This window comes from Actinoplanes lutulentus (assembly GCF_003259845.1).
Lineage (GTDB): Bacteria > Actinomycetota > Actinomycetes > Mycobacteriales > Micromonosporaceae > Actinoplanes > Actinoplanes lutulentus.
Genome location: NZ_QLMJ01000003.1, coordinates 20,017 through 34,689, shown reverse-complemented (window position 1 = coordinate 34,689; position 14,673 = coordinate 20,017). Strand labels below are relative to the sequence as shown.

Here is a 14,673-nt window from a genome sequence, read left to right as displayed (position 1 = left end):
CGCCCGGCCTCGTTTCATGACTGGGAGTCGACCAGCGAGGCGAAGACGACGATGTTGTCGGAGTAACCGCCGCGGGAGTCGCCCAGCCAATCCCCGCCGCAGGTCATCAGACGCAGCGACGGCCGGCTGTAATCGCCGTAGACCCGCTGCACCGGCAGCTTGTCCTTGTCGAATTTCTCCACCGAGTTCACCTCGAAGACCGCGACCGTGCCGTCGGCCCGGCTCACCCTGATCTCCTGGCCCGGTTTCACCCGGTGCAGGTCATGGAAGACCGACGGTCCGGTACGCGTATCCGCATGCCCCACGATCAGCGCCGGGCCGAACTGACCCGGAGTCGGCCCGCCGTCGAACCAGCCCGCCTCGTTGTGCCGTTTCAGCGGCGGTACGCCCACCGAGCCGTCGTCGGCCAGGCCCACCTCGAGAACCGGCGCGGACACCTCGATAGCCGGGATCTCCAGCCGCTCCGGCCGGCTCGGGTCGAGCACCGGGAAAGCGCGGGGCGGCGGCTCGTCCGACCCCCGGAACAGATCGCTGACGTTGAAGCCGGTCGCGAAACCGAGGCCGAGCCCGACCGCGAACAGCCCGAAGAACGTCAACACCAGCGCGATCGCCGCGATCGGCCCGGACCGTTGGCCCCGCCGCAGCCGGGGCCGAGGGCCACGGCCGCGCCCGGGCAGGGGCAGCTGGAAGGGCGACCGCCCCCGCACAGTCGGCGTCGGCGGAAGCGGTCCGGTCACCACACCGGGCGGAGGCGCGGTGATCACCTGAGCCGGTCGTTTGCGCTGCACGGAGGCGGGCACCCGGGAACCGCCGGGCGCCCGGTCCTGACTCGCCACGGCGGCCTCAGCCGATTCGGCGGCGGCGCAGGGACACGACGGCGAGCACCAGGCCGGCGACTATCGCCGCCAGCCCGCCGCCGATGAATATCGACGCGGTGGAGCCCGGTGCGGTGCCACCGCCGCCGGTGGCCGGTCCGCGTGACGGCTCCACCTTTTCCACGACGTGCAGGGTGGCGGTCGCGGCGCCGCCGTTGTCCGGGCAGCGCAGGGCCACCGGGTAATCGCCCGGCTCGGTGTCGTCCGGCACCCGGACGGTCGCCGTGAGGAAGCCGAACTCGGGCTGAACGGTCACCTCGCCGATCGGCTCGGCGGTGACGGTGGCCGGCTTGAGGTTGTCGTCGCAGGACGCGCGTAGGGAGATGTTGTCGCCGGCCGGGACCGTACTCGGGTTGAGCTCCACGAAGACGGCAGCGGAGGCCTGAGCGGGTGTGTGTGCGAAAAGCAGCGTGGTGATGAGCGCCGCAGCAGCGGCGGGGATGGACAGGCGCATGAAATCCCCCCTCCTTGCCCTCCGCGGCGAATAAGACGCGGACGGCGCGTGAGGGTGATTTTCGCACCCCGGAGCACATTCCGCGTAGATCCCGACGGCGTGAGACCCCGGTTCGAGACCCGACGCTCCGACACGAGTCGCGCTCCGCTACCGTGATTGTTGTTCGGGAATCGCGAATCATCCGGCGCCTGGGGGCGTGTCAGTTGTCAGTTATCAGCACCGTTCTGGTCTTTGTGATCATTCCGGCCGCGGTCATCGGCACGGTGGCGACGCTCGTCTTCAGCAACTCTGATCGAGCCAAGCCCACCCGTCGATACCGTCCGGGCCAGACCTTCGAGTTCCCGGCGATGTGGTTCAGCGCCGCGCCGGAGAAAACGGCCGCGCCGGCCATCTCCGGCCCCGCAGAGAAGCACGGGCTCGTCATCGAGGACAGCTCCGGCGCTCCGGTCCGGCCCGGCCCGACAGGAGGCGCAAGTGACAAGTGGTGAACTCACCCAGGTCGAGCAGCCCGCCGACGGTCCCTTCACGACCCGGCAGCTGCTGCGTCTCGATGAGGCGCTCCGGATCGCCGACCAGGCGACCGGGCTGAACTTCAGCATCTACCTCGGCGATCTCGGCGATCCCTCGCGTGAGACGGCGGAGGGCCTGCACCGTCAGACCCGGACCCCGCAGCGGTCGGTGCTGATCGCGGTCTCGCCGAACCAGCGCAAGCTGGAGATCGTCACCGGCTCGGACGCGCGGCACCGCATTTCGGACCGCGACGCGAAACTGGCCGGCCTGTCGATGGCCGCGTCGTTCGCGGGCGGCGACCTGGCGGGCGGTCTGCTGATCGGCATCGACCAGCTTGCTTCGCACGCGGGTCGTTACTGAGAAGCTAGATCCATCCGGACGGTTTCACCCGGATCGGGTACGGGGCGTCGAGCCGAACGTGGTCGGCGCCCTCAATGCTGTCCACGGCCCGGTAATCGTCGCCGTCCAGCAGGAACGTGCGCAGCACCGGACCCGGCTCCACCCGCCAGAACCCGGGGATGCCCGCGGCCGCGTACACGGCGGGTTTGAGCAGCCGGTCGAACCGCCGGGTCTCCTCGGACTCCACCTCGACCACGAGCGCCACGTCCGCCGGGTTTGCCCAGATCCGGCCGGCTGAACGCGGCCGCAGCACGGTGACGTCGGGGACCAGGTTGCTCGACCCGGTGTCGATGCCGGACCGGTCACACACCCACCAGCCCTCCGGCGCCGCCGCTCGCAGCACCTCGACGAGGGAGGCGACCACGGCGGCGTGCCGGTCGTCGGCCGGTGGGGTGACGTGCAGGCTTCCGTCGACGATCTCGTACCGATGCCCGTCCTGCGGGAACAGGTGCAGATCTGGTTCGGTCCACCGGCCGTCCGGCGCGGTCCACCGCGCCGGAGCGCCCTGGCTCAGCATCGTCACGGGGCCACCTCCATCGCTGGGAGTGCAAGCCTACTCACACAGAGTTGTTTCCGGCGCGTTATCGGGACGTAACTCGTGCCATGTGAAACGCCCCCGCCTCGCACTTGCGAAGCGGGGGCGTTGTCAGGACAACTCAGGCCGAACGGTCCTTCGCGCGGGCCTTCAGCGCCCGCTCGATGCCGTCCCGGCCCTCGGCCACCAGCCGGCGCAGCGACGCCGGCTGACCGTCACGCTCAAGCCAGGCGGTGGTGAGCGCCACCGTCTCGTCGCTGATCTGGTACGCCGGGTACGCCAGAGTGGCGAACTCCTGGGCCGGCTCGCTGTCCGAGCGGGCCCACACGTCCCCGACCACCTCGAAGAACTTCGCCGCGAACGGCTCGGTGAGCGCCACCTGCCGGGTGCTCTGGAAACCCTGCAGCAGCGACCGGTTCTTCCAGTTCGGCAGCTGCGGACCGGTGAGCTCGGCCCACACGCGGGCCTTGTTCTCATGCGTCGGCACGAGCGCGTGGGCGATCGCCGCCTCCCGCTCGCCGCTCGCCGTGAGGTCGCCGGCCAGCTCCTGCTCGATCTCCTCGGGGGACGCGGCGCCGAGCGCGGCGAGGGCCTGCAGCAGGCTCCAGCGCAGCTCGGTGTCGACGACCAGGCCCTCGGGACGGGACTCGCCGCTGAACCAGGCGCGCAGCACGGCCGCCTGCTCGGGCGTACGCGCGGCGGTGATGAACGCCCGCGCCCAGGTGAGCTGCCAGCCGCTGCCCGGTTCGGCAGCCGCGAGCTGCGTCTGCGCCAGGCCGGCCAGCAGGTTCCAGCCGGTCGGGTTCCACGCGGGGTCGGCGAAGCTGGTCAGCGCCATGCCGGCCTGCCGCAGCGTGGCCGTGGTGAGGTTGATGTCGGTCTCGGCCGGCAGACCCGCCACGACCAGGGCCACGTAATCGCGAGCCGGCAGCTCGGCGTCACGCAGCATGTCCCAGGCGGCGCCCCAGCACAGCGCACGCGGCAGCGCCGAGTCGAACCCGGCGATGTGCCCCACCAGCGTGGCGAGTGAACGCTCGTCCAGCCGCAGCTTCGCGTACGTCAGGTCCTCGTCGTTGACCAGCAGCAGGTCCGGCGCCTTCACACCGGACAGCGCGGCGATCTCGGTACGCTCCCCGGCCACATCCGCCTCGATCAGCTCGCGCCGCACCAGGCGGTCACCGTCGAGGTCGTACAGGCCGATGCCGATCCGGTGCGTACGCAAGGTCGGGTAGTCCACCGGCGCTTCCTGCTTGACCACCACGCTGGTGTAGTTGCCGGCCGCGTCCACCTCGACGACCGGGCGCAGCGTGTTGACCTGCGAGGTCTCCAGCCACTGCGCGGCGAACTTGCGCAGTTCCCGGCCGGACGCCGCTTCCAGCTCGGTAAGCAGGTCGTCGAAGGTCGCGTTGCCCCAGGCGTGCTTGGCGAAGTACGCCCGCAGACCGGTGAGGAACGGGTCCAGCCCGACGTACGCGACCAGCTGCTTGATCACGCTGGCGCCCTTGGCGTACGTGATGCCGTCGAAGTTGACCTCGACCGCTTCCAGGTCCGGCATCTCGCAGTAGACCGGGTGGGTCGACGAGAGCTGGTCCTGCCGGTAACCCCAGGACTTGCGGATCGACAGGAACGTCGACCAGGCGTCGGAGAACCGGGTGGCCTCGGTGTTGCACCAGTGGCTCGCCCACTCGGCGAACGACTCGTTCAGCCAGAGGTCGTTCCACCAGCGCATCGTCACCAGGTCGCCGAACCACATGTGGGCGAGCTCGTGCAGGATCGTGTTGGCGCGCTGCTCGTACTCGTAGTCGGTGACCTGCGAGCGGAAGATGTAGTGCGCCTCGGCGTGCGTGACGCAGCCGAAGTTCTCCATCGCGCCGGCGTTGAAGTCCGGCACCCAGAGCTGGTCGTACTTCGGCAGCGGGTACCGCACGCCGAACTGCTCGTGGAAGAAGTCGAAGCCCTGCTTCGTGACGAGGAACAGGTCGTCGGCGTCCAGGTACTGCGCCATCGACGCGCGGCAGAAGACGCCGAGCTCGATGCCGTCGTGCGAGTCACGCACCTCGTGGTACGGCCCCGCGCAGATCGCCGTGATGTACGTGCTCATCCGCGGCGACTCGGCGAAGTGGATCTTCTTGGCGCCCGGGCCGGTCTCCTCCTCGGACTCGACCGGCATGTTCGAGATGACCTTCCAGTGCGCCGGCACGGTGGCACGCCACGTGAAGACGCTCTTCAGGTCGGGCTGGTCGAAGCAGGCGTAGGTGCGCTGCGCGTCCGCGGTCTCGAACTGGCTGTAGAGGTAGATCTCGGAGTCGACCGGGTCGAGACTGCGCTGCAGACCCTGCCCGCTCGCCGAGTACTTGAAGTCGCCGTCGACGACCAGGGTGTTCTCGGCGGCCAGGCCGGACAGCGCGAGGCCCTTCTCCGCGTTCCAGGCACTGAGGTCGACAGCGGCGCCGTTGAGCGTCGCGGAGTGGATCGTCGAGGCGGCGGCCTCGATGAACGTGTCCGCACCCGGCTCGGCGCACTTGAATGTGATCACTGTGGTGGACCGGAACGTGTCGGAGCCGGGATTGCCGTGCCCGTCAGTCAGGTCAAGGGTGATGTCATACCCGGTCACCTCGAGCAAACGACTACGCTCCGCAGCCTCGACCTGGGTCAGGTTGTGAACACCGGCCACGTGCACTCTCCTTCGAGCTTCGAGCTGACTTTTGTTCGTTTCTTGAAGCCTATGCGTCGACGGCGACCGAACTCACCCCGACCGGTCACCCGGAAGGGAGGATCATCGAACTCATGACTGAACGTGCCACCGTCGACATGTGGTTCGACCCCCTCTGCCCGTGGGCCTGGATCACCTCCCGCTGGCTGCTGGAGGTGGAGAAGGTCCGTCCACTCGACATCCGGTTCAACGTGATGAGCCTGTCCGTCCTGAACGAGGGCCGCGACGAGCTCCCGGAGCGCTACAAGGAACTGCTGTCCAAGGGATGGGGCCCGGTCCGGGTCTGCATCGCCGCCGCCGAGGCCGCCGGGCCGCAGGTGCTGCGTGACCTCTATACGGCGCTCGGCACCCGGATCCACCTCCAGAAGTACGAGGTAGACGACGAGAAGCTGTACCGGGAGGCGCTGACCGAGGTCGGCCTCGACCCGGAGCTCGCCGCCGCCGCGCACACCGACAGCCGCGACGAGGCGTTGCGGGCCAGCCACAACGCCGGCATGAAGCCGGTCGGCACGGACGTCGGCACCCCGGTGATCCACGCGCCGGGCCCGAACCCGGGCGAGACCGTCGCCTTCTTCGGACCGGTCATCACGCCGGCGCCGAAGGGTGAGGCAGCCGGCAAGCTCTGGGACGGCGTCGTACTGGTCGCCGGTACGCCCGGCTTCTACGAGTTGAAGCGCAGCCGCGACCTGGGCCCGATCTTCGACTGATTTGGTTGCCATTGGGTGGCGTTCGGGCAAAAGTTCGACTCCCGGACGTCACCCGGTCGTTGGATGAGGTGTACATCACCTCGTTCATCGCGGAGGCAGGGAAATGCCCGACAGTGAATCGTTCGCCATGTCGACGATCGGCGTCCAGCGTGGCGTTTGGGCTGATCTGCCCCCTGATGTCGCAGGCCTGATCGCGCCTCCGGTGATCGTCACGACCGCGCCTCTCGCATCGACGTCGACCAGGTCACCCCGGCAGATGCCGGTTGGTGGGCTGGGCAGGCACTCCGGGTAAGTTGCCCCCATGACGGTCGTGCACCCGATCAGCCGGGCCTGGGTCACCAATGGCGGTACCGGGGCCCAGAATTATGACGAGTTCGCCGACGACGCCGAAATCACCGAGATCATCAAGGCCAACGCCTCCAGTTCTCTGGGCGTCGAGATGCCGCACCTGGCTCCCGAGTCTCTCGGCAAGTCCTTCACCGACTCCCTCCCGGACGCCGTCGTCCGCCTGGAGCGCGCGAAGGCCGAGGGGAAGTACCGCGCCGCCGAGGACGTGGTGGTGCTGTACCGCATCACCGGTCCGGGCGAAGCGCCCGCTTACGGCCTGTGGAGCACGGTCGAGACCGAGCAGATCTCGACCAACGCCGACGAGCCGGGCCTGGTGATCCGCAACGAGGACGTGTTCATCGCGAAGGTGCGTGAGCGTGTCGCTCTCGCTGACGCGATCGGCACCCTGCTGTCTCCCGTACTCCTGCTCCAGACCGGAAAGGGTGAGGAGCTGCACGCAGCCCTCGCCGACGCGGTTGATGCGGCGGGCGAGCCCGACGCGACCGACCTGGACGGGACCGGCCGCACCCACGCCATCTGGCAGGTCGGTCCGGGCGAGCTTCAGGACCGGCTGCTGGCTCTCGCCGGAGGCGGTGAGCTGGTGGTCGCCGACGGCAACCACCGCAGCCTCGCCGCGCAGACCGGTGGCATCCCGCGCTTCCTGGCCGTCGTGACCACGCCCGCGTCGGTCGCGATCCAGCCTTACAACCGCCTGGTCAGCGAGCTTCCCGCATCGCTCGACGATCTGCTGGGCCGCCTGCGCGAGGCAGGCGCGACGGTCACCGAACTGCCGCGCGTCGCGCAATTGCCCGCCAAGGGCACGATCGAGATGTACGCGGGAGGCCGCTCGTTCGCGGTCGGGCTTCCTGAGGACAAGTCCGGAACATCTGTGGAGAACCTGGACCACGCCTTGGTCGAGCGCGTGCTGCTTCGTGACGCGCTGGGCCTGGACCCGGGTGACAAGCGGATCGCGTACATCGGCGGCGATTACCCGGTCGAGTGGCTGCGCGGTGAGGTCGACAACGGCCGCGCCGAGCTCGCCGTGCTGATCGCGCCGGTGACCGTCGACGACTTCGTCGAGGTGAACCTGGAACGGCTCAAGCTTCCGCGCAAGAGCACCTGGTTCACCCCCAAGGCCCGTGGCGGTCTCGTTCTCGCTCAGCTGGGCTAGCCGATGCTTCACCCCCAGGTCACCGCCGCCGCGGCTCTGCGGCGGCGGCCCTCGGCCGAAGAGCTGGCCGCGGACCCCTACACGCAGCTGCTCGCGGCGCGCGCCGCCATGGAGGAGTCGAACGAGGCGGAGACCGGGCCGGCGCTGCCGCTGCCGGTCGTCGCCGACTTCGACGCCGACGGCGTGCCCTGCCGGCTGTACGCCACCAAGATCGGCGCGCCGGTCCTGGTCTACCTGCACGGCGGCGGCTGGTGTTACGGCAGCATCGAGACCGTGGACCGGTTCTGCCGCCGGGTCGCCGAGCGGTCCGGCTGTGCCGTGGTCTCCGTCGGGTACCGCCTCGCGCCGGAGCACGTCTTCCCGGCCGCCCTTGAGGACGCCGAGGCCGTTCTGGCGTACCTGCGCAAGTCCGGGTCCGACCTGGGCCTGGACTCGTCGCGGCTGGCAATCGGCGGGGACAGCGCCGGCGGCCAGCTCGCCACGGTCACCGCACGCCGGCAGCGCGACGCGGCCACTCCGCTCGATTACCAGGTGCTGGTCTACCCGGCTCTCGACCCGCTCACCTCCGCCGAGTCGTACGACGAGGTCGGCGCGTACGGCCTGGACCGCGCGTCGATGAAGCTGGCCTGGGAGACGTTCGTGCCGGACCCGGCGCTGCGCTTCTCGCCGGACGTCGCCCCGCTCGCGGTGGCCGATCTGTCCGGAATGCCGCCGACGTTACTGATCACCGCGGAGTACGATGCGTTGCGTGACGAGGGCGCGGATTACGCGGACGCCCTGATCGCCGCCGGTGTCCCGGTGGTGCACACCCGATACATGGGTGTGAATCACGGCTTCGCCCGAAAGTTGGCCACCATCGACGCCGCCCGGGCCGCGGCGGACCAGGTGGCGTCCGCCCTGCGATCCGCTCTCACCTTCTGAAAGACTTGGGATTATGCGTCTCTACCTGGGATCCGACCACGCCGGCTTCGAGCTGAAGGGTCACCTCGTCAACCACCTGATCAAGCAGGGGCATGACGTGGTCGACGTCGGACCGCACGCTTACGACCCCGAGGACGACTACCCGGCGTTCTGCTTCCACACCGGCGCCAAGGTGGTGGCCGACCCGGGCTCGCTCGGCATCGTGATCGGTGGCTCCGGCAACGGCGAGCAGATCGCGGCGAACAAGGTCCCCGGCGTGCGTTCCGCGCTGGTGTGGAAAGCCGAGATCGCCCAGCTGGCCCGCCAGCACAACGACAGCAACGTGATCGCCATCGGCGCCCGGCAGCACACCCTCGACGAGGCGACCGCGTTCGTCGAGGCGTTCATCGCCACGCCGTTCTCCGGCGACCTCCGGCACGCCCGCCGGATCGACCAGCTCGCGTCGTACGAGAAGGACCGCGTCCTCCCCGAGCTCCCCGCCAGCTGACCAGGATCCTATCCGGCTGACTTCCACCGCGGAGTCAGCCGGATTTTTCGTTTCTCAGCGGCGGGGGAGTTCCTCGCGGGGCAGCCAGTTGCGGCGGACGATCACGAGGTCGCGCTCGGCAGCGGCGATCTCGGCGTCACCCGCTCGGGACGCGTCCCGGGCGCGCAGTGCCGCGCCCACGCTGACCTGCGACGACCCGGAACCGACCAGGCCGCGCAGCCCGCGCTCGGACTCCCGCTCGTCGGGCGGCCCGCCGCTGCCCTGACCCGGCGCCGGACGCCGGGGGAAGGTGGCGCGAGCTTTCGGAGCGCTCACCTCGGCCCCCGGGGGCGGCCCAGGCTGCGGATGTGGCACCGGCGGCGGCCCCGGCACCGGAGGAGCGCTGACGACCGGAGGCGGGCCTGGGATCGGCCCGGTCCTCGGGACGGGCGGTACCTCGTCGGCCGTCTCGGCGGGCGGGGCGTCGGCCGCTTGCGCGGCCGACCCCGACGGGGGACGGACGCGACGGCGACGGCGTTCGGGCTGACCCATGCCGCCGACGGTACCGCTGCCCCCGCCACCTCAGAAGACTTCGGTCGGACTCGGCTGCCGGTGCCAGCGGAACGCGGTCGCCGGATCGTTGCCGGTCAGCTGGCGTACCCGCCCGGCCGCCGCGAGCGTGGACAGCGAGGCCGAACCCAGGTAGGCCGCGCCGAGATCGGTCACCGAGCAGACCAGGTCGGCCGGCTCGGTGGTACGCGTACACACCGCGCCGTCCGGTCCGCCGATCAGACGCCAGCGGCCGGAGTTCTGCTCCAGGATCGGGTCGGTCACCTCGAGCACCACGTCGACGTCGGTCAGGTACCGGCGGGCGGCCAGCGCGGCCGGCAGGTCGACGAGGCGGATCCAGAGGCCGTCGGAGACTCTCGGCGCGAGCCGCCGTGGCTCGTCGACCAGGTATTGCAACGGCTCGTCGAGCGCGCCCAGCGAGTAGTTCACCCGGCGGGTCAGGTCGATGCCGAGGAGGAACCGCCAGAGAGCCTGGTACGTCTCCGGGTCGGCGGCCGCCACCTCGCGGACCCGCACCTCGCTGTCCGGCCCGTGGTCGGTCCACTGGTCCTTGGCCCGCCACAGTGCGTACCCGGTCGGTCCGCCCGGTCCCTCGTGCACCACGGCACGCAGCTGGGTGGCGCCCTCACGCTTCTCCTTGAGGTCACTCAGCACGTACCGCCACCAGCGGTCGTCCCGGCTCGCCCAGCCCACCCGGGACGGCCGCAGCTGCTCGTAGACCTTGCCGATGTCGGCGAGCAGCTCTTTCGGATCGCCCATCCGCAGGTGACCGGTGGGTGCGGCCGGAGGCGCCGGGAGACGAACCTCACGGTTCATGATCGACAGCACGAGGCGGTTGCTCGCCGGCCCGTACCCGAACCTGGGGTAGATCTTGGTCTCGCTGGCCCAGAGCACCGCGAGCGGCTCCCGCCCCGCCTCGGCGATCTCGCGCAGCTGCCGGTGCATCAGCCGGGTCAGGATCCCGCGCCGTCGATGGGTGGGCAGCACGCCGACCCCGGAGACGTGCGCGGCCGGGACCACAGCGCCCGGAACAGTGAGATCACGGGTGAAAGCGTCGGCGTGCCCGACCACCGTTCCTCGGTCATCCGCGACCAGCGAACGCTCGGTCTCGTAGACCTCGGCCTCGAGGTCGGGGAAGACCTCTTCGTGGAACACGGTCCCCAGCAGATCGCAGATCGCGGTGAAATCGGCAGGGGTCGCGGGGCGTACCGAAAGCTCTTCGTCCATGGCATGTGTGTAACGGACTGGCGTGGGCCAGGGCGACCGATTTGTTGGCTCGTTACTCTCGAACTGACGCAGGTCGCCGACCGCGGAGTTGAGAGGGGAACCATGCCGGAGCAACCGCAGTGGTCCGAGCGGACGCTCGACATGCCGCCGCAGGACCCGTGGGCCGAGGCGCCGACCACGCCCGTGTCCCATTCGTCCCAGCACGAGCAGGCCCCGCACACCCAGGCGCCGCAAACCCAGGTCCAGCATCCTGATCAGCGCACGCGCGTCCAGCGCCCTGAGGCGCCTCAGTCGCCCGCGCCGCACACCCAGGCGCAGAACCCCTCGGTGCCGCCGTTCGGCCCGCACGGTGCGCATCCGGCCGCTCCGGAGGCCTCGCCGTTCAGTCGCGGCCGCGCCCGGGTCACCCAGCGCACCGAGCAGTACACGGCGGAGCACGAGCCGACCGGCACCGGCTGGCCGCAGGAGACCGGTCACGGCCCGGAACGGCAGCCGCTGAGCTGGCACATCCGCCGGCTGCGCCGGGGCAGCGAGTGGAGCAACGCGCCGCTGATCTTCGCGTTCATCTCCTGGGGCATCTGGGTGCTCTCGTCGGACGGCTCGATGCTCACCCCGATCATCGTCTTCGTGACGTCGCTGGTGGTCGCCGCGGGCGTGTTCGCGCTGTCCCGCCTCGTCGGCCGCGTTGTGCTGGAACGCCAGCTCGGCCGTCAGCGGCACACCGCCCGCGGCGCCCACATGGCCGCTGGCGTCTTCCTGATCGGCGTCGGCCTGGCTCACCTGCAGCAGACCGAGTGGGTGATGACCGCTGTCAACTGGGTCACCGGAGTCTTCACGAGCTAGCGACCGGCTCTAGCTGACCGGCTTGCCGCCGGTCACGCCGAGTACCTCGCCGGTGGTGTAACTCGACTCGGGGCTCGCGAAATAGACGTACGCGGCGGCCAGTTCGGCGGGCTGGCCGGCGCGGCCGAGCGGAGTGTCGCCGCCGAACGACTTCACCTTCTCCTCGGGCATGGTGGCCGGGATCAGCGGAGTCCAGATCGGGCCGGGCGCGACGGCGTTGACCCGCACGCCCTTGTCCGCCAGGTCCTCGGCGAGCGCCTTGGTGAATGCCACGATGCCACCCTTGGTGGTGGCGTAATCAACAAGCGCACTCGACGACAGGTACGCCTGAACCGACGCCGTGTTGATGATCGTGGCCCCGGGACGCAGGTGCGGCACCGCGGCCCGGCAGAGCCAGAACATCGCGTACAGGTTGGTCTTCATGACCCGGTCGAACTGCTCGTCGGTGATGTCGGCGATCCCACCGGGCTGAGCCATCTGGTACGCGGCGTTGTTCACCAGGATGTCCAGGCCGCCGAGATCGGAAACCGCCCGGTCGATGATCGCCCGGCAGTGCGCCTCGTCGCGGATGTCGCCGGGGACGGTCACCGCTTTCCGGCCGGCCTTCTCGATCCAGGCGGCGGTCTCCCGCGCGTCCGGCTCCTCCTCGGGCAGGTACGAGATGAGCACGTCGGCGCCCTCCCGGGCGTACGCGATCGCCACGGCCCGGCCGATGCCGGAGTCGCCACCCGTGATGACCGCTTTCCGGCCGGTCAGGCGGCCGCTGCCGCGGTACGTCTCCTCGCCGTGATCGGGCCGGTCGGGCATCTGCGAGGTGAGGCCGGGCGGTGTCAGGTCGCCGCCGTCGTATTCCGGCTTCGGGTACTGGTCGCGTGGGTCCACGGATGCCTCCTGTGTTGGGGAACGTGACCCTCCGCATTCCCCGGGGAGGCCTGGATAAGCGTTTACCGGGGCTCGGAGACGTGGGCGGTGACGATTCGCCACCCTTCCGGTAGCCGTACCCAGGTCTGTGATTGACGGCCCTGAATGTCGCTGCCGTGGTAACCGAACATCGTCGTGACGATCGCCGTGCTTCGCCCGTACCCCTGAATGTCGGTCTCCTTCAGCCAGCGGCCCGGCGGCAGAGCGCTCTGCGCTCGCCGCCACCGGGTTTGTTCTTCGATGCCGAACTGCTGATCGGCGATGCCGAAACGGACCGCGTCGGCGGCGAAGAATCCGAGGATCGCATCGACGTCGTTCGCGACCAGGGCTCGCTCGTAGGCTTCGAACGCCGCGGTGACCTCGGTGATCACTTCGGGTAGATCTCTCTCCATGAAGGTCTCCTATCGCCGGCGCGGCCCCGGGGGCGAGGCCGCGCCGGATCAGGGTGTCACTTGGCGGGAACCGGCTCCTCCTCGGCGAGCAGCTCGGCCTCGCCGGGCTCGGGCTCGCGCGGGGTGGGCTTGCCGAGTGCGAAGAGGACGCAGACGACGGTGAGGAAAAGGTAACCGAGCGAGACCGGGCCGTCGGCGTTCCACTGCACCTTCTCGGCGTGGATCAGACCGATGAAGGTGAGCACCGCGCCGGTTCCGGCGAAGACCGCGGCGTGCCAGAAGCGTTTGTCGATGATGAAGGCGACGATCGCGCCGAGCACCAGGCCGGCCAGGATCGCGCCCTCGCCGAGCGTCTTCAGGCCCCCGTAGACGACACCGGCGCCGGCCAGCGCGTCGTTGCCGACCTCGGCCGCCGACGTGCCGGCAGCGGAGAGCACGTTGTCCATCTGCCCGGTCGCCCAGGACGCGATGTTCGGTATCAGCGCGGCCACCACGGCGGCGGCGTGCGCCCGTGGTGTCGCCTGGAACGCCTGCGCGCCGATCAGCAGGCCGATGTAGAGCAGGATGGGCACGATCGCGGCGGTCGGGAAGATCGCTCCGAGCAGGCCGAACAGGCCGAAGAAGCAGAGCAGAGCGATCACCACGCCGGTCGCCATCGAGTAACCGGTACGGCCACCGGCCGCCTTCCAGCCCGGGTGGCCGACGTAGACGGCGGGCGGGAACGGCGAGCCCAGGCAGGAACCGATCACCGCGCCGGCGCCGTCGGCCAGCAGCACGCTGCGCAGGTTGTAGCGGTCACCGGCGGTGGCGGCGCTCTCCACGTTGGTCATCGCCTCGGTGAAGTTGTAGACGCCGAGCGGGATCGCGGTCGCCAGCAGCGGCGCCATGTCCTGCAGGCCGTCGAGCAGCAGGTCGAACTTCAGGTGCGGGAACGCGAACGCGATGTCGCGTGCCGCCGCGGTCACGTCCGGCACGCTCATGGCGCCGCCGATCCAGCCGATCGCCGAGCCGACCAGCAGCGCGGCCAGGCCGATCGGGAAGTTGTAGGGCAGCTTCACGTCGGTGAGCAGGCCGATGAGCAGCATGCCGAAGACCGGCAGGGCGATCCAGGCGTAACTCCACATGTTCCCGGCCGGGTTCATCGAGATGAACGTGATCGAGATGCCGGCCAGGGTGCCGAGCAGCGCCGCGCGCGGCGTGTACTTGCGGATGTACGGGCCGACGAACGCGCCGATCAGCACGATCACGCCGATGATGAACGCCCACGCGATGCCGGCGGTCCACGCCTGGATCGGGTTCTTCGTGGTCAGGTAGATCGGCAGCATGATCACGAAGATCACGATGAACATGTGCGGGACGCTCGGGCCGTACGGGAGAGCTGTCACATCGGTGCGGTTCTCTTTGATGGAGAGCCTGCGCGCCAGGTACGTGTAGTAGATGTTGCCGGCGACCAGGGCGACACCGAGCGCGGGCAGGATGACGCCGAAGACGTCGCCGGCCGGCAGCCCGATCACGCCGATACAGAGGCCGGTGAGGGTGAGCACGTTGACCAGGACGTTGACGCCGAAGCCGAAGAAGGCGTTGGTGTCACCCCGGACCCAGTAAGGCAGCTTGGCGGGTGCGGCCGTGGAGGTGGTCATAT

The 14,673-nt window shown here is 69.8% G+C and carries 16 protein-coding genes; 7 read left to right on the top strand and 9 right to left on the bottom strand.

Features of this window, described 5'->3' with window-relative positions; genetic code table 11:
• Window positions 1-14: 14 nt before the first annotated feature.
• Together B0I29_RS07095 and B0I29_RS07090 are read right to left on the bottom strand one after the other, a co-directional pair.
• Entirely contained in the window at window positions 15-836 is an 822-nt protein-coding gene (locus tag B0I29_RS07095) for a class F sortase (protein WP_111648092.1), read from the bottom strand.
• Between the two features lie 7 nt (window positions 837-843).
• On the bottom strand, window positions 844-1,329 hold the full coding sequence (locus B0I29_RS07090) for a hypothetical protein (RefSeq protein WP_111648091.1): 486 nt from the start codon (window positions 1,327-1,329) through the stop codon (window positions 844-846).
• A 152-nt stretch (window positions 1,330-1,481) separates the two neighbouring features.
• Between B0I29_RS07090 and ctaJ the strand changes: the two genes are divergently transcribed.
• Window positions 1,482-1,817 (top strand): aa3-type cytochrome oxidase subunit CtaJ, encoded by a 336-nt coding sequence (gene ctaJ, locus B0I29_RS07085; RefSeq protein ID WP_245972314.1) that lies wholly within the window; start codon window positions 1,482-1,484, stop codon window positions 1,815-1,817.
• On the top strand, window positions 1,804-2,199 hold the full coding sequence (locus tag B0I29_RS07080; protein WP_111648089.1) for a DUF5130 family protein: 396 nt from the start codon (window positions 1,804-1,806) through the stop codon (window positions 2,197-2,199). Before ctaJ ends, B0I29_RS07080 begins: the two co-directional genes overlap by 14 nt.
• A gap of 4 nt (window positions 2,200-2,203) precedes the next feature.
• On the opposite strand, the gene B0I29_RS07075 is transcribed toward B0I29_RS07080, so the two are convergent.
• Window positions 2,204-2,755 carry a Uma2 family endonuclease gene (locus tag B0I29_RS07075; protein WP_111648646.1) on the bottom strand — a complete coding sequence of 184 codons (552 nt, stop codon included), beginning with the start codon at window positions 2,753-2,755 and terminating at the stop codon, window positions 2,204-2,206.
• Window positions 2,756-2,894: 139 nt separating this feature from the next.
• Window positions 2,895-5,447 (bottom strand): aminopeptidase N, encoded by a 2,553-nt coding sequence (gene pepN / locus B0I29_RS07070; protein WP_111648088.1) that lies wholly within the window; start codon window positions 5,445-5,447, stop codon window positions 2,895-2,897.
• A 113-nt stretch (window positions 5,448-5,560) separates the two neighbouring features.
• On the opposite strand from pepN, the gene B0I29_RS07065 reads away from it, so the two are divergent.
• From B0I29_RS07065 to B0I29_RS07050, 4 genes are all read left to right on the top strand, one after another.
• Entirely contained in the window at window positions 5,561-6,193 is a 633-nt protein-coding gene (locus B0I29_RS07065) for a mycothiol-dependent nitroreductase Rv2466c family protein (RefSeq protein WP_111648087.1), read from the top strand.
• A gap of 301 nt (window positions 6,194-6,494) precedes the next feature.
• Window positions 6,495-7,691: a DUF1015 family protein gene (locus B0I29_RS07060; protein ID WP_111648086.1), complete on the top strand. Its 1,197-nt coding sequence runs from the start codon at window positions 6,495-6,497 to the stop codon at window positions 7,689-7,691.
• Window positions 7,692-7,694: 3 nt separating this feature from the next.
• The gene (locus B0I29_RS07055; RefSeq protein WP_111648085.1) at window positions 7,695-8,612 is read left to right on the top strand and encodes an alpha/beta hydrolase; all 918 of its coding nucleotides are present in this window, start codon (window positions 7,695-7,697) and stop codon (window positions 8,610-8,612) included.
• Between the two features lie 13 nt (window positions 8,613-8,625).
• Window positions 8,626-9,099, top strand: a complete 474-nt coding sequence (locus tag B0I29_RS07050) for a ribose-5-phosphate isomerase (protein ID WP_111648084.1) — start codon at window positions 8,626-8,628, stop codon at window positions 9,097-9,099.
• A 54-nt stretch (window positions 9,100-9,153) separates the two neighbouring features.
• Here the strand turns inward: B0I29_RS07050 and B0I29_RS07045 are convergent, their stop codons facing one another.
• Both B0I29_RS07045 and B0I29_RS07040 read right to left on the bottom strand, forming a co-directional pair.
• Entirely contained in the window at window positions 9,154-9,414 is a 261-nt protein-coding gene (locus tag B0I29_RS07045) for a hypothetical protein (protein WP_111648083.1), read from the bottom strand.
• A 246-nt stretch (window positions 9,415-9,660) separates the two neighbouring features.
• Window positions 9,661-10,875, bottom strand: a complete 1,215-nt coding sequence (locus tag B0I29_RS07040) for a GNAT family N-acetyltransferase (RefSeq protein ID WP_111648082.1) — start codon at window positions 10,873-10,875, stop codon at window positions 9,661-9,663.
• 102 nt (window positions 10,876-10,977) lie between these two features.
• On the opposite strand from B0I29_RS07040, the gene B0I29_RS07035 reads away from it, so the two are divergent.
• Entirely contained in the window at window positions 10,978-11,718 is a 741-nt protein-coding gene (locus tag B0I29_RS07035; protein ID WP_111648081.1) for a paraquat-inducible protein A, read from the top strand.
• A gap of 9 nt (window positions 11,719-11,727) precedes the next feature.
• Here B0I29_RS07035 and B0I29_RS07030 read toward each other — a convergent pair whose 3' ends face one another.
• The 3 genes from B0I29_RS07030 to B0I29_RS07020 all read right to left on the bottom strand — a co-directional run bounded on the left by B0I29_RS07030 (window position 11,728) and on the right by B0I29_RS07020 (window position 14,671).
• Window positions 11,728-12,600 carry an SDR family oxidoreductase gene (locus B0I29_RS07030; RefSeq protein ID WP_111648080.1) on the bottom strand — a complete coding sequence of 291 codons (873 nt, stop codon included), beginning with the start codon at window positions 12,598-12,600 and terminating at the stop codon, window positions 11,728-11,730.
• Between the two features lie 62 nt (window positions 12,601-12,662).
• Window positions 12,663-13,031 (bottom strand): AtzH-like domain-containing protein, encoded by a 369-nt coding sequence (locus tag B0I29_RS07025; RefSeq protein WP_111648079.1) that lies wholly within the window; start codon window positions 13,029-13,031, stop codon window positions 12,663-12,665.
• 56 nt (window positions 13,032-13,087) lie between these two features.
• Window positions 13,088-14,671 (bottom strand): SulP family inorganic anion transporter, encoded by a 1,584-nt coding sequence (locus tag B0I29_RS07020; protein WP_111648078.1) that lies wholly within the window; start codon window positions 14,669-14,671, stop codon window positions 13,088-13,090.
• Window positions 14,672-14,673 lie beyond the last annotated feature (2 nt).

Excerpts from the sequence above, each read along its gene's own strand:
- B0I29_RS07040 (WP_111648082.1), bottom strand. The coding sequence starts at position 10,875 with ATGGACGAAGAGCTTTCGGTACGCCCCGCGACCCCTGCCGATTTCACC.
- B0I29_RS07075 (WP_111648646.1), bottom strand. The coding sequence starts at position 2,755 with ATGCTGAGCCAGGGCGCTCCGGCGCGGTGGACCGCGCCGGACGGCCGG.
- B0I29_RS07020 (WP_111648078.1), bottom strand. The coding sequence starts at position 14,671 with ATGACCACCTCCACGGCCGCACCCGCCAAGCTGCCTTACTGGGTCCGG.
- B0I29_RS07050 (WP_111648084.1), top strand. The coding sequence starts at position 8,626 with ATGCGTCTCTACCTGGGATCCGACCACGCCGGCTTCGAGCTGAAGGGT.
- B0I29_RS07090 (WP_111648091.1), bottom strand. The coding sequence starts at position 1,329 with ATGCGCCTGTCCATCCCCGCCGCTGCTGCGGCGCTCATCACCACGCTG.
- B0I29_RS07055 (WP_111648085.1), top strand. The coding sequence starts at position 7,695 with ATGCTTCACCCCCAGGTCACCGCCGCCGCGGCTCTGCGGCGGCGGCCC.
- B0I29_RS07065 (WP_111648087.1), top strand. The coding sequence starts at position 5,561 with ATGACTGAACGTGCCACCGTCGACATGTGGTTCGACCCCCTCTGCCCG.
- B0I29_RS07035 (WP_111648081.1), top strand. The coding sequence starts at position 10,978 with ATGCCGGAGCAACCGCAGTGGTCCGAGCGGACGCTCGACATGCCGCCG.
- B0I29_RS07060 (WP_111648086.1), top strand. The coding sequence starts at position 6,495 with ATGACGGTCGTGCACCCGATCAGCCGGGCCTGGGTCACCAATGGCGGT.
- B0I29_RS07025 (WP_111648079.1), bottom strand. The coding sequence starts at position 13,031 with ATGGAGAGAGATCTACCCGAAGTGATCACCGAGGTCACCGCGGCGTTC.